Here is a 24,336-nt window from a genome sequence, read left to right as displayed (position 1 = left end):
AACACCGGTTTACCCCCCGGTTCTCCACAGCCAAACCACCGGTGGATAACCTGTCTGACCTGGGCGGACGCGGGTTCTCCACAGTTTGCACAGGTGCGATGAAGACGATGAGTTATCTCTTCTAAAAGAATCAAAAACCAATCATCACCGTTGGACTTCCTGTGGATCGGCTCGGACGCCGCCGTCGGCGGTCGCTCCGGCATCTGGATCAACGGGGTCGGGCGCACAGCCGATGCCCACGCGCCCTAAGGTGCGATGGGTACCCGCACGGTCGGGCGGGACGGTAGGCAGCGGTCGGCATGAGAGAGTTGTCGCTGACGTCGACGCGGAGGCATTGATGAAGTTCCGAGTAGAGCGCGACGCGCTCGCCGAAGCGGTGGCGTGGACCGCGAAGAGCCTGCCCAACCGGCCGTCCGTACCGGTGCTCGCCGGGGTGATGCTCCGGGTCACCGACGGCAACCTGCAGGTCTCCGGCTTCGACTACGAGGTCTCCAGCCAGGTGACCGTCGAGGTGCAGGGGGACGCCGACGGCGCCGCCCTGGTCTCCGGCCGCCTGCTCGCCGAGATCACCAAGGCGCTGCCGGCCAAGCCGGTGGACATCGCCGCGGTCGGCGCGCACCTGGAGCTGGTCTGCGGCAGCGCCCGGTTCACCCTGCCGACCATGCCGGTAGAGGACTACCCGGCCCTGCCCGAGATGCCCGAGAGCGCCGGGACCGTCGACGCGGCCGCCTTCGCCGCCGCCGTCGCCCAGGTGGCCGTGGCCGCCGGCCGGGACGAGACGCTGCCGATGATGACCGGCGTCCGGTTGGAGCTCTCCGGCGGCACGCTGGCGATGCTCGCCACCGACCGCTACCGCCTGGCGCTGCGCGAGATGGAGTGGAACCCGGACGACCCGGAGATCAGCATCAACGCGCTGGTGCCGGCCCGCACCCTGCACGACACGGCCAAGGCCCTCGGCCCGCTCGGCGGCCAGGTCAACATGGCGCTCTCCCAGGGCGCGGCCGGCGAGGGCATGATCGGCTTCTCCGGCGGCACCCGGCGCACCACCAGCCGGCTGCTCGACGGGGCGAACTACCCGCCGGTGCGCTCGCTCTTCCCGGCCACCCACAACGCCGAGGCGCGGGTGCCGGTCAGCACGCTGATCGAGGTGGTCAAGCGGGTCGCCCTGGTGGCCGAGCGGACCACCCCGGTGCTGCTGAGCTTCTCCTCCGACGGCCTGGTGGTCGAGGCGGGCGGCACCGAGGAGGCGCGGGCCAGCGAGGCGATGGAGGCCACCTTCACCGGCGAGCCGCTGACCATCGGCTTCAATCCGCAGTACCTGATCGACGGTCTGGCCAACCTGGGCGCCCAGTTCGCGCAGCTCGCGTTCGTCGACGCCTTCAAGCCGGCGGTGATTTCCCCCGCCGGGGAGGATGGCGAGGTCATCCCGGGGTACCGGTACCTCATCATGCCGATCCGCGTTTCCCGCTGATCGCAGCCCCAGCAGACCCAGACGCACGGAGGTAGGAGCAGATGCAGCTCGGCCTGGTAGGACTCGGCCGGATGGGCGGCAACATGCGCGAACGGTTGCGCGCCGCCGGGCACGAGGTGGTCGGCTTCGACCACAACGCGGAGCTGAGCGACGTCCCGAGCCTGGCGGCGCTGGCCGAGAAGCTGGAGTCGCCGCGCGCGGTCTGGGTGATGGTCCCGGCCGGCGTCACCGACGCGACCATCGACGAGCTCGCCGGCGTGCTGGGCGAGGGCGACATCATCATCGACGGCGGCAACTCGCGCTTCAGCGACGACGGCCCCCGCGCCGAGCGGCTCGCCGAGCAGGGCATCGGCTACCTGGACGTCGGCGTCTCCGGCGGCGTCTGGGGCCGGCAGAACGGGTACGCCCTGATGGTCGGCGGCGCCCAGGAGCACGTCGAGCGGCTGATGCCGATCTTCGAGGGGCTCAAGCCGGAGGGCGAGTACGGCTTCGTGCACGCCGGCCCGGTCGGCGCCGGCCACTACGCCAAGATGGTGCACAACGGCATCGAGTACGGCCTGATGCACGCCTACGCCGAGGGCTACGAGCTGCTGGCCGCCTCGGAGCTGGTGACCAACGTGCCGGGCGTCTTCAAGTCCTGGCGCGAGGGGACCGTGGTCCGCTCCTGGCTGCTCGACCTGCTCGACCGGGCCCTCGACGAGGACCCGGAGCTGACCGAGCTGAGCGGCTACACCGAGGACACCGGCGAGGGCCGCTGGACGGTCGACGAGGCGGTCCGGCTCGCCGTGCCGCTGAACGTCATCACCGCCTCGCTCTTCGCCCGGTTCGCCTCCCGCCAGGACGACTCGCCCGCGATGAAGGCGGTCGCCGCGCTGCGCCAGCAGTTCGGCGGGCACGCTGTCCGCAAGCGCTGACCGGTATCCACAGCCTGTGTACGTCCGCCGGCTCGAACTGGTCGACTTCCGCTCGTACGAGCGGGTCGGCGTCGACCTGGAGCCGGGACCGAACGTCCTGATCGGCGCCAACGGCGTCGGCAAGACCAACCTGGTCGAGGCGCTGGGCTACGTGGCGACCCTGGACTCGCACCGGGTCGCCACGGACGCCCCCCTGGTCCGGATGGGCGCCACCTCCGCGGTGATCCGCTGTGCGGTGGTGCACGAGGGGCGGGAACTCCTGGTCGAGTTGGAGATCGTGCCGGGCAAGGCCAACCGGGCCCGGCTGGGCCGCTCACCGGCCCGGCGGGCCCGGGACGTGCTGGGCGCGTTGCGGCTGGTGCTCTTCGCCCCGGAGGACCTGGAACTCGTCCGGGGCGACCCGGCCGAGCGCCGGCGTTACCTGGACGACCTGCTGGTGCTCCGGCAGCCCCGGTACGCCGGGGTGCGCGCCGACTACGAGCGGGTGGTCAAGCAGCGCAACGCCCTGCTGCGCACCGCGTACCTGGCCCGCAAGACGGGTGGGTCGCGGGGCGGGGACCTGTCCACCCTGGCCGTCTGGGACACCCACCTGGCCCGGCACGGCGCCGAACTGCTGGCCGGCCGGCTGGAACTGGTGGCCGCGCTGGCCCCGCACGTGACGAAGGCGTACGACGCGGTGGCGGCGGGGCGGGGCGCGGCGGGGATCGCGTACCGACCGTCGCTGGACCTGGCCGAGCCGACCACCGACCGGGCGGTGCTGGCCGAGGCGCTGACCGCCGCGCTGGCCGAGGCCCGGTCGAACGAGATCGACCGCGGCACGACGCTGGTCGGCCCGCACCGTGACGAGCTCAGCCTCACCCTCGGCCCGCTGCCCGCCAAGGGGTACGCCAGTCACGGCGAGTCCTGGTCGTACGCGCTGGCCCTGCGGCTGGCCGGGTACGACCTGCTGCGCGCCGACGGCATCGAGCCGGTGCTGGTGCTGGACGACGTCTTCGCCGAGCTGGACGCGGGCCGCCGGGAGCGGCTGGCCGAGCTGGTCGGCGGGGCCGGTCAGCTCCTGGTGACCTGTGCGGTCGACGACGACGTGCCCACGGCGCTGCGCGGCACCCGGTACGCGGTGGGCGAGGGGACGGTGCGACGTGTCGACTGAGCCGGAGCACGCCGCCGAGGGCGGTGGACCGAGTCGCCGGACCGGCGGCCCGAGTCGCGCCGCCTCGGGCGGCCCGCGCGGTGCGCGTACCCCTCGGGGAGCTGGAACCGACGCGGGCGGTGCCGCCGCCCACGCGGCCGGTGCCGGCGCGGACGCCGCGCCTGGTGGTCGGGGCGCCGGAGCCGGCGGGCCGGCGCGACCGGCCGGTGCGACCGGTGGGCAGGGTGGCGGGAACGTCGACGGGGCGCGACCGGCCGCTGCCGGTGCGGACGCCGCAGCCGGGGCGGGCGCGGCCGGGCCGGAGCTGGCGCGGGCGGTGCTGGACGCGGCCAGGGCGCGCCGGGCGGATGCGGCGAAGACCCGGCGGAAGAGCGCGGTCTCCGGCGACGGCGGCGAGCGGCGGCTGCGCGGCTACTCCGGGCCGGGCCCGGACCCGCGCGACCCGCAGCCGCTCGGCGTGGTGCTGGAACGGCTGATGAAGGCGCGCGGCTGGCAGCAGCCGGCTGCGGAGGCGACCGTCTTCGGCGCCTGGGAGAAGGTCGTCGGGTCGGAGATCGCCCAGCACAGTCGCCCGGTCAAGCTGGAGGACGGCGAGCTGACCGTGGAGGCGCGCTCGACGGCCTGGGCCACCCAGCTGCGGCTGCTCGCCGGCTCGCTGCTCAAGCGGATCGCCGGCGAGGTGGGCCACAACGTGGTGCGCAAGCTGCACATCCACGGCCCGGCGGCGCCGTCCTGGTCGAAGGGCCCGCGGCGGGTCCGGGGCCGCGGCCCGCGCGACACCTACGGCTGAGCCCGGGTCACCGCTCGGCGCGGCGGGCCGCACGCTCGGCGCGCTTGCGTTCCCGCTGCTCACGGCTCCAGCGCTTGCGGTTCTCCAGGTCCCGCTTCCACGCCTCGCGGGCCTGCGTGGAACCGCCCTGCACGGCACCCTGCACCCCCTCGGCCGGGCCGGCCAGGTACTTGAAGGCCCAGGCCCACAGCCTGCCGCCCTCGCCGGGAGCCCGCTGCTGCCGCTTCGCCTCGCTCATCGCGCCCGACCTCTCCTCAACGTTTTGTGCCCCAACGATTGGTACGCCAATGATTGGTACGATAGCAACGACCACGAGGAGGCCGATCGGTGCGTGACCAGTTGGACGGGGATCCGCTGGCGCTGGAGCAGCAGGTGTGTTTCGCCCTCTCCGTCGCCGCGCGCGGGGTCGTCGCCGTCTACCGGCCGCTGCTGGAGCCGATGGGGCTGACCCACCCGCAGTACCTGGTCATGCTCGCGCTGTGGCAGCACGCGCCGCTGTCGGTCCGGGAGCTGAGTCGCCTGCTCCAGCTCGATCCCGGCACGCTGTCGCCCCTGCTCAAGCGCCTGGAGGCGGCGGGCTACCTGCGGCGCGAGCGGGACGCCGCGGACGAGCGGAGCCTGGCCGTCACGCTCACCGCCAGCGGTGAGGCCCTGCGCGCCCGCGCCGAGCAGATCCCGCCGACGATCGTGGAGCGGCTCGGAATGCCGATCGAGGAGCTGCGGCGCCTGCACACGATGCTGACCGAGGTGATCGGCGCGGCCAACCGCGCCGCGACGGGCCCGACGACTTCCTGACCGACGCCGGCGACCCGCCCGGTCAGGTCGACGGGGCGGGTCGGGCCGGCGCGGGATCAGGCGTCGGCGTAGACGGCGAAGCCGCGGTCGGCGCAGCGGCGGTAGAAGGCGGCCAGCACGCCCAGCTCGGCGCAGGTGAAGTCCCACTGCGGCGGGTCGCCGTTCTCGTCGCGCAACGCGTCGAGCCGGGTGTCCAGCCAGCGCAGCTGCTGCTCGGCGAGCCGCCCGTCGGCCAGCAGCGAGCGGAGCACCTCGCTGACCGACTCGAAGGTGACCGGCTCGCCGAACGGCCGGTGCTGGGCGACGAACTTCTCCACGCCGCCGGCGATCCAGGAGCACCCGTCCGGGTCGATCACCGGGTCCTCGTCCTCGGCGGCGGCGTCAGTGGCGTAGAGCACATTTTCCAGGCCGAGGATCAGGTCGACCAGTTCGGTGTAGGCGGTCGCCCGGACCGTCCCCGTCTTGGCGATGTGTTCGGCGAGCGCCGCAGTCGGTGCGGAGATTCGCGGGATGTCCACGATCTCCCCGAAGTCGACGAACTCGGCCGGCGCGACCGGATCGTAGAAGCGGCCGGTCCGCGGCCAGTGCACCGCGACGTTGTCCAGCCCCATCTGGCGTCACCCCTTGTGAGCACGTGTCGGATCGATCGAGTCGATCGTCCCGGTTACGGATGGTAAAGATCAAGACGAGCACCGGTGGCGCCGCAAAGGTACGGTACGGCCGCTCTGCGCGCGACCCCCGACCGGCCGTCGGCCCGGCCCGATTCCGTGGCGGCCCCGCCCTCGATCCCCCCTTGGCGTGTAGGGGGAGTCGCGGCCAGCGGGATTCGGGCCGCTACGGAGGTCTCAGACGCCGCGCAGGGGGTGCCGAGTGGCGTCTCTGTCGTCCGCGCACAGTAGGATTGACAGCGAGACGAAGACCCGACGCGGAGCGACGGACACGGGGCCAGGGGGCCCTTGGTCAACGTACCGCGGCGGGTGGAGCCGATCGCGATCCGCGGGCAACCGCGGCGACCGGCGTACGCGATCCGTGACCTGGAGTTCCCGGGGGCGATCCGTGCGCCGACGTCGCGTCCTGTCCGCCGAACCCGCGCCTCCGCGCCCTGGCGCGGCCGGCGCGAGAAAGTGGCCGAGGGTGGCAGCGCAGGACAAGCAGGAGTACGGCGCCGAGTCGATCACCGTCCTCGAGGGGCTCGAGGCGGTGCGCAAGCGGCCCGGCATGTACATCGGGTCGACGGGCGAACGTGGTCTGCACCACCTCGTGTGGGAGGTCGTGGACAACGCCGTGGACGAGGCGATGGCCGGCTACTGCGACACCATCGACGTGGTGCTGCTCGCCGACGGCGGGGTCCGGGTCACGGACAACGGCCGTGGTTTCCCGGTCGACCTGCACCCCAAGCTGAAGAAGCCGGGTGTCGAGGTCGCGCTGACCGTACTGCACGCGGGCGGCAAGTTCGACGGCAAGGCGTACGCGGTCTCCGGCGGTCTGCACGGCGTCGGCGTCTCGGTGGTGAACGCCCTCTCCACGAAGATGGCGGTGGAGATCCACAAGTCCGGCTTCGTCTGGCGGCAGCAGTACACCAACTCCAAGCCGTCCCCGCTGGAGAAGGGCGAGACGACTGACCGGACCGGCTCGGCGGTCTCCTTCTGGCCCGACGCCGACGTCTTCGAGACCGTCGACTTCGACTTCCAGACCATCTACCGGCGCCTGCAGGAGATGGCCTTCCTCAACCGCGGCATCACCATCCACCTGCTCGACGAGCGGGTCCCGGAGGGCGAGGAAGGCAAGATCCGCGAGGTCACGTTCCGCTACGACGGCGGCATCGCCGACTTCGTCCGGCACCTCAACGCCTCCAAGAACCCGATGCACAAGACGGTGGTCGAGTTCGACGCCGAGGAGGAGGGCATGTCGGTCGAGATCGCCATGCAGTGGAACGAGTCGTACGGCGAGTCGGTCTACACCTTCGCCAACAACATCAACACGCACGAGGGCGGCACCCACGAGGAGGGCTTCCGGGCCGCGCTGACCAGCGTCGTCAACCGCTACGGCGCGGAGAAGAAGCTGCTCAAGGGCGACGAGAAGCTCTCCGGTGAGGACATCCGCGAGGGCCTGGCCGCGATCATCTCGGTCAAGCTCACCAACCCGCAGTTTGAGGGCCAGACCAAGACCAAGCTGGGCAACACCCCGGTGAAGAGCTTCGTGCAGCGGGTCTGCAACGACCGGCTGGTCGACTGGTTCGACCGCAACCCGGCCGAGGCCAAGACCATCATCCAGAAGGCCTCGCAGGCGGCCCGGGCCCGGATCGCCGCGCAGCAGGCGCGCAAGCTGGCCCGGCGCAAGTCGCTGCTGGAGTCCGGCTCGATGCCGGGCAAGCTGGCCGACTGCCAGTCCACCGACCCGCGCGAGTCCGAGGTCTTCATCGTCGAGGGTGACTCCGCCGGCGGCTCGGCCAAGCAGGGGCGCGACCCGCGGACCCAGGCGATCCTGCCGATCCGCGGCAAGATCCTCAACGTGGAGAAGGCCCGGATCGACCGGGTGCTGAAGAACAACGAGGTCCAGGCGCTGATCACCGCGCTGGGCACCGGCATCCACGACGACTTCGACATCGAGAAGCTGCGGTACCACAAGATCGTGCTGATGGCCGACGCCGACGTCGACGGCCAGCACATCCAGACGCTGCTGCTCACCCTGCTCTTCCGCTTCATGCGGCCGCTGGTCGAGCTGGGCCACGTCTACCTGGCCGCCCCGCCGCTCTACAAGATCAAGTGGAACAAGAAGGGCGACGACGCCCAGTACGCGTACTCCGACCGGGAGCGGGACGGCCTGATCGCGCTGCGCCAGCAGAAGAAGGCCAACGCCCGGCCGGACGACATCCAGCGGTTCAAGGGTCTCGGCGAGATGAACTACCCCGAGCTGTGGGAGACCACGATGAACCCGGCCACCCGCACCCTGCGCCAGGTCACGCTCGACGACGCCGCAACCGCCGACGAGCTGTTCAGCGTGCTGATGGGTGAGGACGTCGAGGCGCGCCGCTCGTTCATCCAGCGCAACGCCAAGGACGTGCGGTTCCTCGACATCTGACGGTGGTGGGCGGGTCGGCCGGGCGGTCCCCGGCCGACCCGCCGGTCCACAGAGTTATCCACAGCTTGGCCGGTTTCCACAGCCGTTATCCACAGCACGAAAACGACTCTGAGTCTGATAAGGGTTAACAGTGACCGATACTCCCGAGTCCACCCCGAACGAGCCGGAGATCCCGGAGACAACCGCGGCCGTCGTGGCGCACGACCGGATCGAGCCGGTCGGCCTCGAGGTCGAGATGCAGCGCTCGTACCTCGACTACGCGATGAGCGTCATCGTCGGGCGGGCCCTGCCGGACGTCCGGGACGGGCTCAAGCCGGTCCACCGCAAGATCCTTTACGCCATGTTCGACTCCGGCTACCGGCCGGACCGCGGCTACGTGAAGTGCTCCCGCGTCGTCGGTGACGTGATGGGTCAGTTCCACCCGCACGGCGACTCGGCGATCTACGACGCGCTGGTCCGGATGGCGCAGCCCTGGTCGCTGCGGTACCCGCTGGTGGACGGCAACGGCAACTTCGGCTCCCCGGGCAACGACCCGGCCGCCGCCATGCGGTACACCGAGTGCAAGCTCGACCCGCTGGCCATGGAGATGCTGCGGGACATCGACGAGGACACCGTCGACCTGCAGGACAACTACGACGGCCGGGCCAAGGAGCCCACCATCCTGCCGTCGCGGATCCCCAACCTGCTGGTCAACGGCTCCGAGGGCATCGCGGTCGGCATGGCCACCAAGATCCCGCCGCACAACCTGCGCGAGATCGGCGCGGCGGTGCAGTGGTGCCTGGAGAACCCGGACGAGGACGAGGCGACCACCCTCGAAGCGCTGCTGGAGATCGTCAAGGGCCCCGACTTCCCCACCTACGGCCTGATCGTCGGCCAGGCCGCGATCCAGGACGCGTACCGGACCGGGCGCGGCTCGATCCGGATGCGCGCCGTGGTGGAGGTCGAGGAGGACAAGCGCGGCCGTCCCTGCCTGGTGGTCAGCGAGCTGCCCTACCAGGTGAACCCGGACAACCTGGCCGAGCGGATCGCCGAGCTGATCAAGGAGGGCAAGCTCGCCGGCATCGCCGACATCCGTGACGAGTCCTCCGGGCGTACCGGCATGCGGATCGTGCTCGTGCTCAAGCGCGACGCGGTCGCCAAGGTGGTGCTGAACAACCTCTACAAGCACACCCAGCTCCAGGAGACCTTCGGCGCCAACATGCTGGCCCTGGTCGACGGGGTGCCGCGCACGCTGAACCTGGCCCAGTTCCTCCGCTACTACGTCGAGCACCAGATCGACGTGATCCGCCGGCGGACCGCGTTCCGGCTGCGCAAGGCCGAGGAGCGGGCGCACATCCTGCGCGGTCTGGCCAAGGCGCTGGACGCCCTCGACGAGGTGATCGCCCTGATCCGGCGCTCGCCCACGGTGGACGACGCCCGGCAGGGCCTGATCCGGCTGCTGGAGATCGACGAGATCCAGGCGACCGCGATCCTGGACATGCAGCTGCGCCGCCTGGCCGCCCTGGAGCGGCAGCGGATCATCGACGACCTCACCAAGCTCGAGATCGAGATCGCCGACCTCAAGGACATCCTCGCCAAGCCGGAGCGGCAGCGCAGAATCGTCTCGGAGGAGCTCGGCGAGATCGTCGCGAAGTGGGGCGACGAGCGGCGTACCAAGATCGTGCCGTTCGACGGCGAGGTCTCCATGGAGGACCTGATCGCCCGCGAGGACGTGGTGGTCACGATCACCCGCACCGGGTACGCCAAGCGCACCAAGGTCGACCTGTACCGGTCGCAGCGGCGCGGCGGCAAGGGCGTCAGCGGCGCGACGCTGCGGCAGGACGACATCGTCAGCCACTTTTTCGTATGCTCCACCCACGACTGGATCCTGTTCTTCACGAACAAGGGCCGCGTCTACCGGGCCAAGGCGTACGAGCTGCCGGAAGCCAGTAGGGTGGCCAAGGGCCAGCACGTGGCCAACCTGCTCGCCTTCCAACCGGACGAGCAGATCGCGCAGATCATCGAAATCCCGAACTACCAGGTGGCTCCCTACCTGGTACTGGCCACGAAGAACGGCCTGGTGAAGAAGACGCGGCTCGAGGAGTTCGACTCCCCCCGTTCCGGCGGCATCATCGCGATCAACCTGCGCGATGAGGACGAGCTGGTCGGTGCTGCCCTCGTCGCGCCCTCCGACGACCTGCTGATGGTGTCGAAGAAGGCGCAGGCGATCCGGTTCAACGCCTCCGACGAGGCGCTGCGGCCGATGGGGCGGGCGACCACGGGCGTGATCGGCATGCGCTTCACCGACGACGACGTGCTCCTGGCCATGGAGGTGGTTCGGGAGGGTCTGGACGTTCTGGTGGCCACGAACGGGGGATACGCGAAACGTACCCCGATCGAGGAATACCCGGTCCAGGGTCGGGGAGGTAAGGGCGTGCTGACTGCGAAGATCACCGAGCGACGCGGTGGTCTGGTCGGCGCCGTCGTGATCGACCCGGAGGACGAGCTGTTCGCGATCACGAGCAACGGCGGCGTCATCCGGACTCCGGTGAAGCCTGTACGCCGTACGCGTGACCGGAACACAATGGGGGTCAAGCTGATGGACCTCCCGGACGGCGTAACTATCGTGGCGATTGCTCGCAATGCCGACGAGCCTGACGAACAGGACTAGTTGAATGACGGAGACACAGGCGAAGTCGGGGAACAAGGGGACCTCGGCCACCCCGGTCGACGAAGAGGCCGCCACTAGCGGCACATCGGCGGCCGGCCGCGCCGCCGTGGGCCGGGCGACCGTCCCCGCCGACGCGCCTGCCCCGAAGTTCACCCGGGCCCCCGGCATGGCACCGCCGCCGGACAAGCCCGGGGAGGACTCGGGGGCGAGCGAGAAGGCCGAGACACCGGGCGACGCGCCGACCTCCGCGGCCGCGCCGGTCAGCGCCCCGGTCGCGCCGGCTACCACCACGCAGCCGATCAAGGCGGGCACCGCCACGTCCCCGTCCAGCACCGGCACCCAGCCGAAGGTGGGCGGCCCGACCAGGCCGTCGCCCGACGGCGCCCGTCCGGCCGGCACCGCCCGCCCCGCCAACGGCGGCGGCCTGCCGCCGGGCATCAGCGGAGCGGCGGCCGTCGGGGCCGCGCGTGTGGGTGACGCGGTACGCGCCGCGCGTACCTCGGTCAGCTCGGCCGCGTCCCGCGGACCGCGCCGGGCCCGGCTGAACCTCAAGCGGATCGACCCGTGGTCCGTGATGAAGTTCGCCTTCGCCGTCTCGGTGGTGCTCTTCATCGTGGTGGTCGTCGCCACCTCCGTGCTCTACCTGGCCCTGGACGCGATGGGCGTCTTCCAGAGCGTCAACGACAGCCTCACCGACCTGGTCAACGCCGGCGGGCAGAGCTCCGGCGGGTTCCAGATCACCGCCAGGGGCGTGATCCTCAGCTCGGCGCTGATCGGCCTGGTCAACGTCGTCCTGTTCACGGCGCTCGCCACCCTCGGCGCGTTCGTCTACAACGTCTGCGCCGACCTGGTCGGCGGGATCGAGCTGACGCTCGCCGAGCGCGACTGACACCCGACGACGCCGGGGCACCGCCAACGCGGCTGCCCCGGCGTCGCCGTGTCCGGCCCCCTTCACGCGCCCGCCCGGCGTCGATGCTCGGCACACGGGTTGCGGCGTGTCGTGGTGTCACGGCGAGCTGACACCGCGACACGCCGCAAACGGAGTTGATCTCGGCGCGGGACCGCCCGGGGGAAAGCGGTCGCCTGCTCGTCGCCGATGCGGGTACGGTCACGAGTGGGACGGGCGCCACGGCCACCCCGATTTGGGGCCGGACGTGGCGATGGGTTAACCTTGCTCGTCGCCACGCGGGGCTATAGCTCAGTCGGTTAGAGCGCAGAGCTGATAACTCTGAGGTCGCTGGTTCGATTCCAGCTAGCCCCACCGCACCGTTCCGACGGCTAGTCGAGCGCGAGGGGTCGCCCCATGTTCAAGAAGCTTCTGGTCCTGGTCGGCGTCGTCGGCGTGGCCGCCCTGGTCGCCAAGAAGGTCAAGGCTTCCAACGACGAGCGCGCACTCTGGCACGAGGCCACCACCGCGCCCGACCTGCGCTGATCCCGCTGGCACCGGCCAGCACAAGGCGGCTCCGACCGCCCTCGGGGCCCTAGCTCAACTGGCAGAGCACTGCCTTTGCAAGGCAGGGGTTAGGGGTTCAAGTCCCCTGGGCTCCACCACACCATCCACCCTGGTCACGGGCTGTCTTCATCCTTCATCGGCTTCCCGTCAGATTGAGGATCTTCTTCGTCAGTCAGCGGATCGTCAGCAGAACCGTCGAAGACCCGGCGCACCGACTCGTGAAAATCCGCCGGAGTGTGCGTGTAGCGGTTAAGCGTGGTCGACGCCTGCTCATGGCCCATCACCGCCTGGACGACGTTGACAGGGACTCCACCGGACACTAACCACGTCGCGTAGCAGTGCCGCAGGTCATGGAACCGGAGTCCACCGGTGGCCTTGGTCGCCACGCAGTCAACCGCTTCCCGCTCGGTGGTGAACTCCGCCGACCATTCCACGCCGTCGCGGTCGGCCAGCTCGCGCGGAACTTGAACGGCCCGAACTCGGTCACTTGGCCGAGAAGCCCCGCCCGGACAAGGGACGGGCGCCAGACCTGACGCCGGAAGTTGCTACGCAACATCAAGGCGGCCCGCAACGGGCCGCACGCGCCGCCGCCAGGGCGCGCGGCCTGCTCTCCGCTGTCGCTCCGCTCCGGCCACGCAACACGCCCGGCGGCTGGCGCGGAGAGCGGGGAGCCCGGAGCCCGGAGGGCCGCCGCAGAACGATACGACCGTTGACCGGTGGGGTGGTGGGCCGGCAGCCGGCCGGGCCACGCGGCCAAGAGCCCGCGCGGCGTAGGGGAGCCCACGCCGGCCGCGTCGGCGAGCTGGCGGGCCGTGCGGGGTTGCGGTTACTGCGCCTCCGGCGGGGGCGCTCCGGCTCCAGGATGGCCGAAGACCGTCGGCAGCCGCCGGGTCCGGCGGTGGTTGCGGAAGGGGAGCCATCCCGCCTGTCATCGACCCGGGCGAGCCGAGCAGACCGCCGCTCGACCCGCCAGCGTCCGTACGAGCCGGCGCGGTCCGCCCGTTGTGGCGGGCCGGGCGGCGGCCCACTCCCCTGGACGGCGGGTCGACGGCACACGGGATGGCCAGGAGCGCTCAATTACTGGGGATGGAGGGTGGGATCAACCCGGTGGGCGCCTCCGGGTCGACCCGGGCCAGCGACAGGTTCAGCTGGGCTGGCCGGTGGCAAACCGTTGATCACGATCAGCGGTCGCGGTGCCGGCGTCTCCGGCAGGTCAGGTCGTCAGCCGTACGTGGCCGATGGTGCCGATGGCTTCGATGTTCCAGCGCTTGCCGAAGGCGTGTAGCCGGGTGATCAGTACCCGGCCGATCTCGTCGGGCAGGCAAGGATCTACTACGAGTTCACCGTTGCGCGCCTCGGCAGCGAGCATCGCCCGCATCATCAGCGCCGGCGCGCCGGTCGCCCACGCCTGCGGGCTGCACGGAGTTGGGTACGGCACCGGGAACCTTCCGTGGGTACGTGAATGGCCTGCGAACGTCTCGGGCAGTCGGAAGTCGAAGGCTGCGGCGGCGTCGAGCATCGCGAGCGCCAGCTGGTTCACCTCCGTGCGGAAGCCGTACCGGGTAAGCCCGGCGGCGATCAGCGACGTTTCGTGCGGCCACACCGTGCCGCTGTGGTAGCCGATCGGGTTGTAGCCGCTGTCATCTGTGGACAGGGTGCGGATGCCCCAGCCGGAGAACATTGACTCGGACATGAGTTGCCGGGCCACGATCGGTGCGCGGTCGTCCGGCACGATGCCGCTCCAGAGCAGGTGGCCCATGCTCGAGGTCATCGAGTCGATCCGGCGTTTGTCGCCGTCGAGACCGACGGCGTAGTAGCCGCCGCGCCCATCGATCCAGAAGTCGCGGTTGAACCGCTCGAACAGCTGCCGGGCTTCCTTGCGCAGCCGGGCCGCGAGCGCGGGGTCGGCGAGCGGTCCGGCGGCCAGTTCGGCGAGCCGCAGCTTCGCGTCGTACGTGTAGCCCTGGATCTCGCAGGTCGCGATCGGCAGGACGGGGAGTTCGGCGTCGGCGAACTGGATCCCGTCCCAGGAGTCGCGCCAGCACTGGTTGCCGAGCCCTTCCGACGAGCGGGTGGCGTACTCGACGTACCCGTCGCCGTCGCGGTCGCCGTACCGGTCGATCCAGTTCAGTGCGGCGATCGCGTGGTCCCGGAGGGAACGGACGAACTCGTCGTCGCCGGTCCACCGCCAGTACTCCGACAGCAGGATCAGCCACAGCTGGGTGGCGTCGGCGGTGCCGTAGTACGGGCCGTACGGCTTTTCGCCCAGTCGGGTCAATTCCCCGCCGCGGACCTCGTGGAGGATCTTGCCCGGTTCCTCGTCGGTGAAGTCGTCGCATTTGGTGCCCTGGAACCGGGCCAGCGCGGTCAGGGTGCCGCGGGCCAGGTACGGATTCAGGACGATGGTCTGATACGCCATGATCAGCGCGTCCCGGCCGAAGAGGGTGAGGAACCACGGCACTCCGGCGCTCGGCAGCAGCACCTCTTCGCCACCGATTTTGGCCCTGGCCCGCAAGGCGAGGATGTCGTCCGACGCCTTGTACAGCATCCGGGCGAGCAGCTGGGAGTCAGTTTCGATATTGGGCCGCTCGGCGAGCCACCGGCTCGTCGGGTCATCGCGCGGCTCGCCCTCGTCGAAGCGGACGTGCACGGACGGCAGATCCATCGGCCCGAGCGCCAGCGGCACGTGCAGGTCGACCCGCTGCCGTTCACCGCGGTGCAGGTCGAGATCCCAGACGAGGTCGTCACCGTCAACCCGGGTTGCGGGCGGGCGGGCGTGCACCACCGTGTCCGCGGTGAACCCATCGTTGGCGTAGCAGAACTGCAGCCGTGATCCATCCGCGACGTGCTCGCGGGTGATCTTCGCGGACCGGTCGCGTACCCCGCTGCCCCTGATCTCCAGCAGGTCGGCGAAGTCGGTCCCGACCTGCAATCGCAGCTCGACCCGGGCCGGCCTGGCGGCGAACGACGTGATGTCGATCCGTTCGTGCAGCCCGTTCCGACCGACGATACGGCGCCGCCTTACGTCTATCGCGTTCGCGGGAAGCTTCGGGTGGCCGGGGTTGGTCAGAAAGAAGTCGGCGGAGTAGTAGTCGGTCACCGCCGAACCCAAGGTGACCAACCGCTGGCCGTTGATCGTGAGCAGCCACCGGTTGAGATGCCGGGTGTCCTCGACCAGCAGGCCGCCGATCGAACCCGGCGGGACGTCGCCCGACGCATCGGAGTACATGAACGTCCGGCCGTCGAGCACGCCGATCGCGTCTGGGCCGAGCCCCGGTGGGAGCGTGGCCACTTCCTGGCCGGCCGTCCGTACGTCGACCGTGATCCCGGGCAACGGATCCGCGGGCGTCGCCCGCTTCGACGTGCTCTCCACGGCACCCTCCCCCCAGCGCATTTCGGAGCCCACCAATCTTCACCGTACGAGACGTGATGGCCGACCGAGCCGGTTCCGGCGGGTTCGTCGGCCAAGATCCGATCGGCGGCCGCCGACCGCAACAGCGCGACCGTGTCCCCGCGAGGCCAGGCCGCCGTCGGGTCCGAGCGCCTGCCGGAACCGCGCGACCGGCCGGAACCGGGGACGCATCGCCCGATGTTCCGGCCAACCGGCGGTCAGTGAGCTGGCGACGGCGGTTCTGGCGGGCGGCCCCGGGCCCGTGCCGCGTCGGCGCCGGCGATCAGGACCAGGACGGCGGCAGCGGCGATGGCGGCCCCGAGCGGCGGTGCGGCGGCCAGCGCCGGTGCCCCGGCGACCAGCGCGAGCAGCCCGATCAGCCGCGATCGGGACACCCGGCTGAACTCCACGTACTCGAACAGGGAACGCCCGATCAGGAACAGCGCGGGTCCGCCGAGGATGACGCCGAGCCAGGCCGGCTCCGCATGGTCGAACGGGTGGTCGATGACGAGTTCGCGGCCGACCGCGGTGGCGACGATCCCGGCCATCATGACCAGGAGGCTGTACGACGTGGATCGGCCGAGGCGGCCCGGTTCCGGCGCCGAACCGATGGCCGCGGATTTTGATCAAGTACTCGATCGTATGTGCGCGTCATCGAAGAACTTCCCGTCCGTGAGCCCGGCCGTCTACGGGCCACGGCGCGCCAGCCCCACCTGGTTCATCGACCGCAACGAGTGGCAGCGACGGCACTGACTCCGCGATGCAGCGACAGGGCCCGCCGTCAGCAAGAAGTCAGCGAGACGTTCGACAACAACCCATAACCGCTGGCACAGAACAGCGAGGTCCACGAAGCGAATGCCACTCGCCGACCCTGATCGGTGAGCGTCGACTGCATCGAGCCGCCTTTGCAAGGCAGGGGTTAGGGGTTCGAGTCCCCTGGGCTCCACCAGCACTTTCTTGGTTGACCTCGGTCGCGAGCACAGCGATCCGTGCAGCCAAAGCGGTCGCGCCCTCCCCTCCTCGCCCAGCACGCGATCGATGGCCGAGGCAGCCTGACGAGCCCGCGCCGGCAGGTTCGAGTCCCGCCCGCCCCACCACGGAACGCCCTGCGCTCCTCGCGGCCCTCGGGATCGTCGGCTCGGCGGTCGGGATCCTGGAGGGCCAGCTGCAACCGCCGACACCGGTCACCCGTCGAGGGTCACCGGATGGCCCGGCGTCGTCGGGTCAGGAGCAGCAGCACACCGCCACCCACCAGCATGGCGAGGCCGGCCCCGGCGGTCAGCCCGGCCTGGGACCCGGTGATCGGCAAGCTGCCGCCACCACCAGCGCCACCACCGTCACCGGGGCTGCCGCCACTACCTCCGCCGCTGCTGTTCGCGGCCACCACGACCGCGAACCCGTCCTGGTTGTCGCTGTCGTCCACGTCGACCGCCCGAACGGCGACGGCGTTCGTGGGAAGGTCGCTCCGCGCCGGGCCGGAAAGGTCCGACCGCGGGGCGCTCAGGCCCTCGACCCGGACGGTCCCGTTCCGCAACGTGACCGGCGCCTTCGTGGCGGCCGACACCGTCACCAGGTGGTACAGCTCGACGGCGGAGTGGAGCTGGTCGTTCGGGTCGGTGTCCTGGTCGACAGGAACGAGGGCCAGTCGGTCGTAGGTGCAGACCGCCGCACGCCCGGCGTCACTGAGGACGCATTCATCCGGCGGCCTGGTGAACGTCGCGCCCGTGGGCACGCGCAGTTCGACCTTGACGCCATCGACCGGCTTCCGCCCCTGGTTGGCGATCGTGTAGCGCACCGCGCCCGTCTCGCCCGGATTCAACGTGCCGGTGGATGCGAGGCTGCCGTCGGCAGCGATCCGCACCGACTGCGTCACGTCCGGCGCGACCACCGAAAGGTCGGCTTCGGGGTGATCCACCACCTGGATCGGGAACCACTTCGTATTGTCGGCCGGATTCGTGTCGACCGGCTTGACCTCGACCGTCACCTTGATCCGGCCCGCGAGGGGCTCTCCGGTCTGGACGGTGGCGAGGATGGGAAGCTCCACCGTCTCGCCCGGCCCCGGAAGCTGATCCGGCAGCAGGTCGCAGTACCAGCCGGAGACATCGCCGTCGCAGTCACGCGGCCCGCCGGTCGGCCAGAGCATGATCCTGAAATCGAACCTATCCAGCTCCGACGCGTCGACCCGGACGACGACCCGGGTCGGGGTCGCGTCGCCCCGGTTGCTGATCTTCAGGTGAAGCGTCTTCTTCGTGACCCCCAGCGGAATCGTCGCGCCGGCCAGGTCGACAGTGAGGTCCGCCCCCGCCGGCGCCGCCGAGGCGGACGCGGCGGGCACGCCGACCCCTCCGAGAAGAAGCAGCACGGTGGCCACCGTTCGGGGCAGCCACGGAAGTCCGAACCTCATGACGGAGCCCTCCGGATGAACGGGCGGTGCGATCCGTGGACACTATCGGCACCCGGCCGGGTTCGGTATCCCCCGCGTGACCCGTGTCGGGGGCGCGACCAGTGCCGTATCAGGCTACGTGCGCCCGGTCGTTGCGTGCTGTCGCACTACGCAGCCTCGAGGACGAAGAACAGGAAGCACAGGATGTACCCCGAGGGGGAGGTCACGAGGTCGGGAAACGCCTCGCGGGCACCGGGCGCGGGAGGTGGTTCGCTCACGACGGCGATCCGGAAGCCGGCTGCGGTGAACTCGTTGGCTATTGCGTGCATTGGCCGGTGCCAGTACGTCAGCACGGCGGGCTGGCCGTTGAAGGTGTACTCGTCGGTCCACTGTTCGGTGGCGAAGTAGTCGCCTTCGGGCCTGATCAGGTGGTAGACGAAGGGATGGTTGACGGCCACGATGAGTCGGCCGCCGGGTACGAGGACGCGTCGCAACTCGGCGAGTGGTGCCGTCCAGTCCTCTAGGTAGTGAAGGACGAGGCAGGCGATGGCATCGTCGAACGAGGCGTCGGGGAACGGTAGCGGATCGCCGCAGCTTCGCCCCGATATGGTGCGGGCATGATCGACTCGTACGCGAGCCTTGACGATGCCGGGGTTGCGGTAGCTGCGGCACGTGCCGGCGCGGACGTGGTGCGCAACATGTACGGCCAGCGGCTCACCCGCATCGACAAAGGCGCCGGGGATTTCGCCACCGCCGTCGATGTGGAGGCTGAGCAGGCGATCCTCGATGTCATCCGTGCTGCTCGGCCCGATGACGCGGTGCTCGGCGAGGAAGGCGGGCAGCGGGGCGCGGCCGACGTCGTGCGCCAGTGGTTGGTGGACCCCCTGTGCGGCACGCTGAACTACGCCGTCGGCAACATGCTGGTGGCCGTCAACGTGGCGCTGCGCCATGGGGCAGCGGCGGTGGCCGACCCGTTCAGCGGCGAGGTCTTCTTCACTGACGGTGAGTCCGCCTGGGTGCGACATGACGGTGCCGATGCGCAGCTGACGCCCACGCCCGCCACCCAACTGGTGGACGTCAACCTGGATCCGCCGTTTCCGAGCGCGCCCGGATTCCGGGCCGTGGACCTGCTGGCGCACCCTGGGTTCGTCGAACGGTTCCGGCCGCGGGTCGTGTCCACAACGCTGGCCTTGGCCTGGGTCGCGGCCGGCAAGCGCGCCGCATACGTCACCGATGGCGGTGACCTGGCCGAGAGCGTGCATTTCGCCGCCGGCATCGCTTTGTGCCGGGCCGCCGGCTGCGTCGTCACCGGAATCGACGGCGCCCCGATCGGTCGCGCAGGCCGCGGGCTGGTGGTGGCCGGCGACGCCGAGACCCACGGGCTGCTGATGTCGATGATCGGCAACCGAAGCTAGAAGCTCCCTCTCACGCAGAACTCGTTGCCGTCGGGATCAGCCAGCACGACGGCGCCGTCCTCACCGACCTCGAGCCGAGTGGCCCCGAGGGAGACCAGCCGGTCGACCTCCGCCTGCTGGTCGTCACCGGCCGGGGCGATTTCGAAGCCCTGCCGGTTCCTCACCTCTTTCGGGGCCACGGGCGGCCCGCCCCACGCGACCTTTGTGCCGCCGTGCGGTGACTGGATCGCGGTCTCCTGGTCCTGGTCCCACACCAGCGGCCACCCCAGCGCCTCGCTCCAGAACAGGCCGACCTCCCGGGTGCCGTCGCAGGCGAGTTCCCCGAGCAAGCCACACCCGGCGAGGAAGGCATTGCCCGGCTCGATCACGCAGAACTCGTTGCCCTCGGGGTCGGCCAGGACGATGTGCCCCTCCTCGGGGCGCTGCCCGACGTCGAGGTGGCTGGCGCCGAGCCCCAGCGCCGTCGCCACCGTGTGCTGCTGGTCGGCGCGGCTGGCGCTGGTCAGGTGAAGGTGCATGCGGCGGTTCGGCCCCACCTTTTCCGCGCCGCCGGGGGCGAACCGGAGGCTGAGCTGGGTGTCGTCACCAGGCAGGAGCGCGCCACCGGCGTCCTCGACGACCTCCCGGCCGAGCAGGCCGGCCCAGAACTGCGCCAGGCGAGCCGGGTCGTGCGCATCGAAGGTCACCGTCAGCATTCGCGAGAGCATCACTGCACGGTAGACACGGGCCCGCAGGACAACAAGACGGTTTCGGAGAGGTCGGTGCGAGAGTGGCGGTGCCGATCGTGCTGGTCCGGGACAACCTCAACACCCACGTCAGCCGACGGATGCACGCGCGTGTACATGATGGTGGCGTGGTGGATCGAGGGTTTGGGTCAGCCTGGGGCGAGGAGGCAGAACTCGTTGCCTTCCGGGTCGGCGAGGACCGTCCACGGGACATCGCTTTCTAGGTCGATGGCGGTGGCGCCGAGAGTCCGCAGTCTGGCAGCCTCGGCCTCCAGGTCGTCACCTGGGTATGGGCGGACGTCGAGGTGGACGCGGTTCCACACGGTCTTCACGTCGGGTGTGCGCAGGAACTGCAGATATGGGCCGACGCCCTTGGCGGAGCGCAGCACCGCGTTGTGGTCGGTCACCTCGTGCAGGGTCCAGTCCATGGCCTGGCCCCAGAAGCGGGCCATGGCTCGCGGATCCGCGCAGTCGACCACTACCGCGGCGATCGGTCCGGTGTCTCGGTAGAGCGGTCGGGGGTCCAGCACGCAGAACTCGTTGCCCTCTGGGTCGGCCATGACCGTCCATGGGACGTCGCCCTGACCTACGTCGGCGGGTGTTGCGCCGAGATCCTTCAGGCGCGCCACCACCTCCGCCTGATGGGCCGCCGAGGTGGTGGCGAGGTCGACGTGCACGCGGTTCTTCACCGTCTTGGGTTCCGGGGAGACGATGAGGTCGAGGCAGACAGCGACGGGGTCGGGGTAGACGAAGCCCTCGGGTTCGAGGTTGGTCACGCCGGGTCCCTCGCTGGAGACTCCCCAGCCGAGCGCCTTCGCCCAGAAACCGCCCAGCGCGGAGTCGTCGCGAGCCTTCATGTTGATCTGAACGAGCCGCGTTGCCATGCCGACGATGCTAGGGCCTGCCGAGTCGGCGGTGGTGCCCCCGGGTATCGCTAGCGGTCCCGCTCGATGCTGGCGAGCAGTTCGACGACCCGACTCCTGATCTCGTCGCGGACCTGGCGTACGACCTCGATGGGCTGCCCGGCCGGGTCGGTGAGCTTCCAGTCCTCGTAGCGCTTGCCGGGGAAGACGGGGCAGGCGTCACCGCAGCCCATGGTGATGATGACGTCGCTGGCTTCGGCGGTGTCCCTCGACGGTGTCTCCGGCGAGGTGGCGCAGCCATCCGGCGGCCATCTGGGATCGGCCGGCGTTGTGGACGCAGACGAACAGAACGCTGGGCTTGTCGCTCATCAGTGGGTCTTCCTGTCAGTTGATGGTGGGGCTGCGGCGTTCGATGAGGGTGACGTCCCGCCAGGTGCCGTGGTGGCGGCCGATGCGCTCGCGGGTACCGACGACGCGGAAGCCGCGGGCGGTGTGCAGGGCCAGGCTGGCGGTGTTCTCGGGGAAGATGCCGGACTGGATGGTCCAGATCCCGGCCTGCTCGGTGGAGGTGACCAGGGCGTCGAGCAGCAGGCGTCCGACTCCTCGCCCGCGGGCGTCGGGGTGGACGTAGACGGAGTGTTCGACCACTCCGGCGTACACGCACCGGTCGGAGACCGCCGAGCAGGCGATCCAGCCGACCACTCGGCCGGTCTGGTCGACGGCGACCCAGCGCTGGTCCGGCATCCGGGTGGCGGTGAACCTCTCCCAGGTCGGTGGCTCGGTCTCGAAGGTGGCGTCGCCGGTGGCGATGCCGAGCCGGTAGATGTCGAGCACGGCTTCGGCGTGCTCCTCGCCCATTGCGGCGATCCTGATCCCGTTCACCGGTTCTCCTCCTCGCCGAGCCGGGGGACGACGACGGCGTCGGCCGCGTCCCCACTGTCGGGGTACCAGAGGGCGAGCGCGGCGACGGCGAGCAGGCCGCCGGCGAGCTGGGCGGCGACGAAGCCGGGCACGGATGTCGGCATGATGCCGGCGAACGTGTCGGTGAAGGCACGCCCGATGGTGACCGCCGGGTTGGCGAACGAGGTCGACGAGGTGAACCAGTACGCCGCGCCGATGTAGGCGCCCACGGCTGCGGGCGCGGCGGCGGAGCGGCCGCTGCGGGCGAGGGCGAAGATCAGGACGACCAGGCCGGCGGTGGCCACGACCTCGGCCAGCCACAGGTTCCCGCCGGTCCGGGCGGTGCCGGAGAAGGTCACGGCGGGCAGCCCGAACATGAGGTCGGCCAGGATCGCCCCGGCGATCGCCCCGGTGACCTGGGCTCCGGTGTAGGCAGCGAGGTCCCGGGGGGTCAGGCCGGTGCCGGCGCGTCGCCCGAGCCACCAGTCGACGGCGGAGACGACCGGGTTGAAGTGTGCGCCCGACACCGGCCCGAAGGTCAGGATCAGCGCGCCCAGTGCCAGGGCGGTGGCGATCGCGTTCTCCAGCAGCTGGAGGCCGACATCGTCCGGGGAGAGACGGGCGGCGGCGATCCCGGAGCCGACGACGGCGGCGACGAGAAGCGCGGTGCCGGCGAACTCGGCAGCGGCCCGGCGGGGAAGGGCGAGGTTCACGCGCCGGCCTCGACGGCGGGCCGGGCGGGGATGTCCAGGAGCAGGCCGAGCTGGCGGAACGCCTCCGCCTTGACCCGGTACCAGACCCAGGTGCCGCGCCGCTCCGAGTCGACCAGGCCCGCCTCGCGCAGCACCTTGAGGTGGTGGGAGATGGTCGGCCCGGACAGGTCGAACGCGGGGGTCAGGTCGCAGACGCAGATCTCCGGCACCGAGGCGATCATCGACATCAGTCGCAGCCGGACCGGGTCACCCAGGGCCTTGAACATCGGCGCGACGACCTCCGCCTGCGCGGGGTCCAGCGGACTCACGGCGATCGGAGGGCAGCAGGCCACCGCTTGCAGGTCCACCACCGGCAGCGCTTATTTCGACATGCCTCTAGGTTGACAGACTTCAAAACAAGGTGCAACAGTGGGGTCCCTGCTTCGAAAATCGTCTAGACAAGGACGAAGCGATGGTCAAGCTGTTGCGCCGCCGGCACACCGCCGCCCACGGGGTGACGTTCTGCGACTCGTGTGGGCAGGTCTGCACCGCGGACTGCCGAACCGACGCCCGCTACGAGCGCACCCGCACCACCGCACTGATCCACCAGCACATCCGCTGACCCGTCCCAGGAGGAGAATCATGTCCCGCGTCCAGCTCGCCCTGCGCGTTTCCGACCTCGGAGGCTCCGTCGCCTTCTACTCCAAGCTGTTCGGCGTCGAGCCGGCGAAGCGTCGTCCCGGCTACGCCAACTTCGCCATCGAGAACCCGCCGCTGAAGCTCGTCCTGCTCGAAGGCGAGCCCGACCAGCCCACCGTCATGGACCACCTCGGGGTGGAGGTGTTCAGCACCGACGAGGTCAGCGCGGCGACCAGGCGCCTCACCGACGCCGGCCTCATCACGCTGGAGGAGAACAGCACGGAGTGCTGCTACGCCCTCCAGGACAAGGTCTGGGTACGCGGACCGGGCAACGAGCCGTGGGAGGTCTACACCGTCAAGGCCGACTCCCCGCAGTTGGAGAAGGCGACCGCAAGCGCCTGCTGCACGCCGGCCGCCGAGAAGGAGCCCGCCACCAGCGGAGCCGCCGCAAGCTGCTGCTGACCGTCGCGGCCGCCTGCCCCACCAAACCCGTGCGGCAGGAACGACGAGGTTTGGCTGTACGGATCCCCGTACAGCCAAGCCTGTCGGCCTTCGTCGGTCGGGACAGCGGGCGGTGGCAGGCGCTGCCTATCCTCTGCGCCATGGGCGCTATCAAGCCGTGGCATCTGCTGGTTCTGATGATCTGTGTGCTCCTGCCGACCGCGGCGGCGATCGTGGGTGGGGTCTGGGCGGTCCGTCGCTCACGCAACGGTCGATGAGCGACCCCACGCCGCAGGTCCTCCAGCTGTACTGCCGGGTGGCGGTGTCGGTCACCGACCTCGCCGCCCTGACCGCACACGCGGTGGCCCAGCTCCGCGCGGCCGACATCGACTGGTCGCGGGAGGAGGACGACCTGGACTCGGCGGTCGCGGAACTGCGCGGCGACCCGGCCCGTGCCCTCGGGTCGGTCGCCGACATCAGCCGCATCCTCGACGACGTGCCGGGAGTGGAGTTCCGGGGCGGGACCTGCCGGGCCGAGGGCGGGTGATCGCGCGGCCGACCGGAGCACCGGTACGTCGGCAGG

24 protein-coding genes, 2 tRNA genes and 3 pseudogenes are annotated in these 24,336 nt (G+C 70.6%); 15 read left to right on the top strand and 14 right to left on the bottom strand.

Annotation, left to right across the window (positions count from 1 at the left end):
- The first annotated feature begins 337 nt into the window (after window positions 1-337).
- From dnaN to FHX75_RS32245, 4 genes are read left to right on the top strand one after another with little or no spacing between them, the layout of a single operon-like run.
- A complete protein-coding gene (gene dnaN / locus FHX75_RS16705; RefSeq protein ID WP_088959665.1) occupies window positions 338-1,471 on the top strand; it encodes a DNA polymerase III subunit beta in 1,134 nt (377 codons plus the stop codon).
- 41 nt (window positions 1,472-1,512) lie between these two features.
- Complete coding sequence (gnd, locus tag FHX75_RS16700) at window positions 1,513-2,385, top strand: phosphogluconate dehydrogenase (NAD(+)-dependent, decarboxylating) (RefSeq protein ID WP_154941018.1); 873 nt, start codon at window positions 1,513-1,515, stop codon at window positions 2,383-2,385.
- 16 nt (window positions 2,386-2,401) lie between these two features.
- Entirely contained in the window at window positions 2,402-3,535 is a 1,134-nt protein-coding gene (gene recF / locus FHX75_RS16695) for a DNA replication/repair protein RecF (RefSeq protein WP_154941016.1), read from the top strand.
- A complete protein-coding gene (locus tag FHX75_RS32245; protein WP_425463496.1) occupies window positions 3,525-4,325 on the top strand; it encodes a DciA family protein in 801 nt (266 codons plus the stop codon). The genes recF and FHX75_RS32245 overlap by 11 nt, the downstream gene beginning before the upstream one ends.
- 7 nt (window positions 4,326-4,332) lie before the next feature.
- Here the strand turns inward: FHX75_RS32245 and FHX75_RS16685 are convergent, their stop codons facing one another.
- Entirely contained in the window at window positions 4,333-4,563 is a 231-nt protein-coding gene (locus tag FHX75_RS16685; RefSeq protein ID WP_154941014.1) for a hypothetical protein, read from the bottom strand.
- Window positions 4,564-4,652: 89 nt separating this feature from the next.
- Between FHX75_RS16685 and FHX75_RS16680 the strand changes: the two genes are divergently transcribed.
- Window positions 4,653-5,120: a MarR family winged helix-turn-helix transcriptional regulator gene (locus FHX75_RS16680; protein WP_154941011.1), complete on the top strand. Its 468-nt coding sequence runs from the start codon at window positions 4,653-4,655 to the stop codon at window positions 5,118-5,120.
- A gap of 56 nt (window positions 5,121-5,176) precedes the next feature.
- Here the strand turns inward: FHX75_RS16680 and FHX75_RS16675 are convergent, their stop codons facing one another.
- Complete coding sequence (locus tag FHX75_RS16675) at window positions 5,177-5,731, bottom strand: hypothetical protein (protein WP_154941009.1); 555 nt, start codon at window positions 5,729-5,731, stop codon at window positions 5,177-5,179.
- 523 nt (window positions 5,732-6,254) lie between these two features.
- On the opposite strand from FHX75_RS16675, the gene gyrB reads away from it, so the two are divergent.
- The 6 genes from gyrB to FHX75_RS16650 all read left to right on the top strand — a co-directional run bounded on the left by gyrB (window position 6,255) and on the right by FHX75_RS16650 (window position 12,402).
- Complete coding sequence (gene gyrB, locus FHX75_RS16670) at window positions 6,255-8,201, top strand: DNA topoisomerase (ATP-hydrolyzing) subunit B (protein ID WP_154941007.1); 1,947 nt, start codon at window positions 6,255-6,257, stop codon at window positions 8,199-8,201.
- Between the two features lie 130 nt (window positions 8,202-8,331).
- Window positions 8,332-10,851: a DNA gyrase subunit A gene (gene gyrA / locus FHX75_RS16665; protein WP_154941005.1), complete on the top strand. Its 2,520-nt coding sequence runs from the start codon at window positions 8,332-8,334 to the stop codon at window positions 10,849-10,851.
- Between the two features lie 4 nt (window positions 10,852-10,855).
- Window positions 10,856-11,740: a DUF3566 domain-containing protein gene (locus FHX75_RS16660; RefSeq protein ID WP_154941003.1), complete on the top strand. Its 885-nt coding sequence runs from the start codon at window positions 10,856-10,858 to the stop codon at window positions 11,738-11,740.
- A 298-nt stretch (window positions 11,741-12,038) separates the two neighbouring features.
- Window positions 12,039-12,112: transfer RNA gene (locus FHX75_RS16655), tRNA-Ile, on the top strand.
- A 42-nt stretch (window positions 12,113-12,154) separates the two neighbouring features.
- The gene (locus tag FHX75_RS31260; RefSeq protein WP_211364483.1) at window positions 12,155-12,283 is read left to right on the top strand and encodes a DLW-39 family protein; all 129 of its coding nucleotides are present in this window, start codon (window positions 12,155-12,157) and stop codon (window positions 12,281-12,283) included.
- A 43-nt stretch (window positions 12,284-12,326) separates the two neighbouring features.
- Window positions 12,327-12,402: transfer RNA gene (locus tag FHX75_RS16650), tRNA-Ala, on the top strand.
- A 15-nt stretch (window positions 12,403-12,417) separates the two neighbouring features.
- Here FHX75_RS16650 and FHX75_RS16645 read toward each other — a convergent pair.
- The 6 genes and pseudogenes from FHX75_RS16645 to FHX75_RS31995 form a co-directional block, all read right to left on the bottom strand.
- Window positions 12,418-12,738 (bottom strand): tyrosine-type recombinase/integrase, encoded by a 321-nt coding sequence (locus tag FHX75_RS16645; RefSeq protein ID WP_246158131.1) that lies wholly within the window; start codon window positions 12,736-12,738, stop codon window positions 12,418-12,420.
- Between the two features lie 779 nt (window positions 12,739-13,517).
- Window positions 13,518-15,677, bottom strand: a complete 2,160-nt coding sequence (locus FHX75_RS16640) for an amylo-alpha-1,6-glucosidase (RefSeq protein ID WP_246158129.1) — start codon at window positions 15,675-15,677, stop codon at window positions 13,518-13,520.
- 236 nt (window positions 15,678-15,913) lie between these two features.
- On the bottom strand, window positions 15,914-16,306 hold the full coding sequence (locus FHX75_RS16635; RefSeq protein ID WP_281290824.1) for a low temperature requirement protein A: 393 nt from the start codon (window positions 16,304-16,306) through the stop codon (window positions 15,914-15,916).
- Between the two features lie 587 nt (window positions 16,307-16,893).
- The gene (locus FHX75_RS16625) at window positions 16,894-18,066 is read right to left on the bottom strand and encodes an LPXTG cell wall anchor domain-containing protein (RefSeq protein ID WP_170285386.1); all 1,173 of its coding nucleotides are present in this window, start codon (window positions 18,064-18,066) and stop codon (window positions 16,894-16,896) included.
- Between the two features lie 179 nt (window positions 18,067-18,245).
- Window positions 18,246-18,536 carry a hypothetical protein gene (locus tag FHX75_RS31685; RefSeq protein WP_246158381.1) on the bottom strand — a complete coding sequence of 97 codons (291 nt, stop codon included), beginning with the start codon at window positions 18,534-18,536 and terminating at the stop codon, window positions 18,246-18,248.
- Between the two features lie 9 nt (window positions 18,537-18,545).
- Window positions 18,546-18,686: pseudogene (locus FHX75_RS31995) on the bottom strand (class I SAM-dependent methyltransferase); the annotation flags it as partial.
- A gap of 9 nt (window positions 18,687-18,695) precedes the next feature.
- Between FHX75_RS31995 and FHX75_RS16615 the strand changes: the two are divergent.
- Window positions 18,696-19,493 carry an inositol monophosphatase family protein gene (locus tag FHX75_RS16615; RefSeq protein ID WP_154940997.1) on the top strand — a complete coding sequence of 266 codons (798 nt, stop codon included), beginning with the start codon at window positions 18,696-18,698 and terminating at the stop codon, window positions 19,491-19,493.
- Here the strand turns inward: FHX75_RS16615 and FHX75_RS16610 are convergent.
- The 6 genes and pseudogenes from FHX75_RS16610 to FHX75_RS16585 form a co-directional block, all read right to left on the bottom strand.
- The gene (locus FHX75_RS16610) at window positions 19,490-20,200 is read right to left on the bottom strand and encodes a VOC family protein (RefSeq protein ID WP_154940995.1); all 711 of its coding nucleotides are present in this window, start codon (window positions 20,198-20,200) and stop codon (window positions 19,490-19,492) included. The genes FHX75_RS16615 and FHX75_RS16610 overlap by 4 nt on opposite strands.
- 167 nt (window positions 20,201-20,367) lie before the next feature.
- The gene (locus FHX75_RS16605; RefSeq protein WP_154940993.1) at window positions 20,368-21,102 is read right to left on the bottom strand and encodes a VOC family protein; all 735 of its coding nucleotides are present in this window, start codon (window positions 21,100-21,102) and stop codon (window positions 20,368-20,370) included.
- 50 nt (window positions 21,103-21,152) lie between these two features.
- Window positions 21,153-21,450: pseudogene (locus FHX75_RS16600) on the bottom strand (low molecular weight phosphatase family protein).
- A gap of 15 nt (window positions 21,451-21,465) precedes the next feature.
- The gene (locus tag FHX75_RS16595; protein ID WP_154942000.1) at window positions 21,466-21,939 is read right to left on the bottom strand and encodes a GNAT family N-acetyltransferase; all 474 of its coding nucleotides are present in this window, start codon (window positions 21,937-21,939) and stop codon (window positions 21,466-21,468) included.
- A 47-nt stretch (window positions 21,940-21,986) separates the two neighbouring features.
- Window positions 21,987-22,694, bottom strand: a pseudogene (locus FHX75_RS16590) (aquaporin); the annotation flags it as partial.
- Entirely contained in the window at window positions 22,691-23,002 is a 312-nt protein-coding gene (locus FHX75_RS16585) for an ArsR/SmtB family transcription factor (RefSeq protein ID WP_342798926.1), read from the bottom strand. The gene FHX75_RS16585 and the pseudogene FHX75_RS16590, both read right to left, overlap by 4 nt.
- A gap of 143 nt (window positions 23,003-23,145) precedes the next feature.
- On the opposite strand from FHX75_RS16585, the gene FHX75_RS30815 reads away from it, so the two are divergent.
- The 3 genes from FHX75_RS30815 to FHX75_RS16575 all read left to right on the top strand — a co-directional run bounded on the left by FHX75_RS30815 (window position 23,146) and on the right by FHX75_RS16575 (window position 24,300).
- Entirely contained in the window at window positions 23,146-23,295 is a 150-nt protein-coding gene (locus tag FHX75_RS30815; protein ID WP_170285384.1) for a hypothetical protein, read from the top strand.
- A 20-nt stretch (window positions 23,296-23,315) separates the two neighbouring features.
- A complete protein-coding gene (locus tag FHX75_RS16580) occupies window positions 23,316-23,774 on the top strand; it encodes an ArsI/CadI family heavy metal resistance metalloenzyme (protein WP_154940989.1) in 459 nt (152 codons plus the stop codon).
- A gap of 253 nt (window positions 23,775-24,027) precedes the next feature.
- Complete coding sequence (locus FHX75_RS16575) at window positions 24,028-24,300, top strand: hypothetical protein (RefSeq protein WP_154940987.1); 273 nt, start codon at window positions 24,028-24,030, stop codon at window positions 24,298-24,300.
- The last annotated feature ends 36 nt before the right edge of the window (window positions 24,301-24,336 follow it).

The sequence above is a fragment of the Micromonospora palomenae genome, from assembly GCF_007829925.1.
Taxonomy (GTDB): domain Bacteria; phylum Actinomycetota; class Actinomycetes; order Mycobacteriales; family Micromonosporaceae; genus Micromonospora; species Micromonospora purpureochromogenes.
This window is presented reverse-complemented; position numbering and strand designations above follow the sequence as displayed.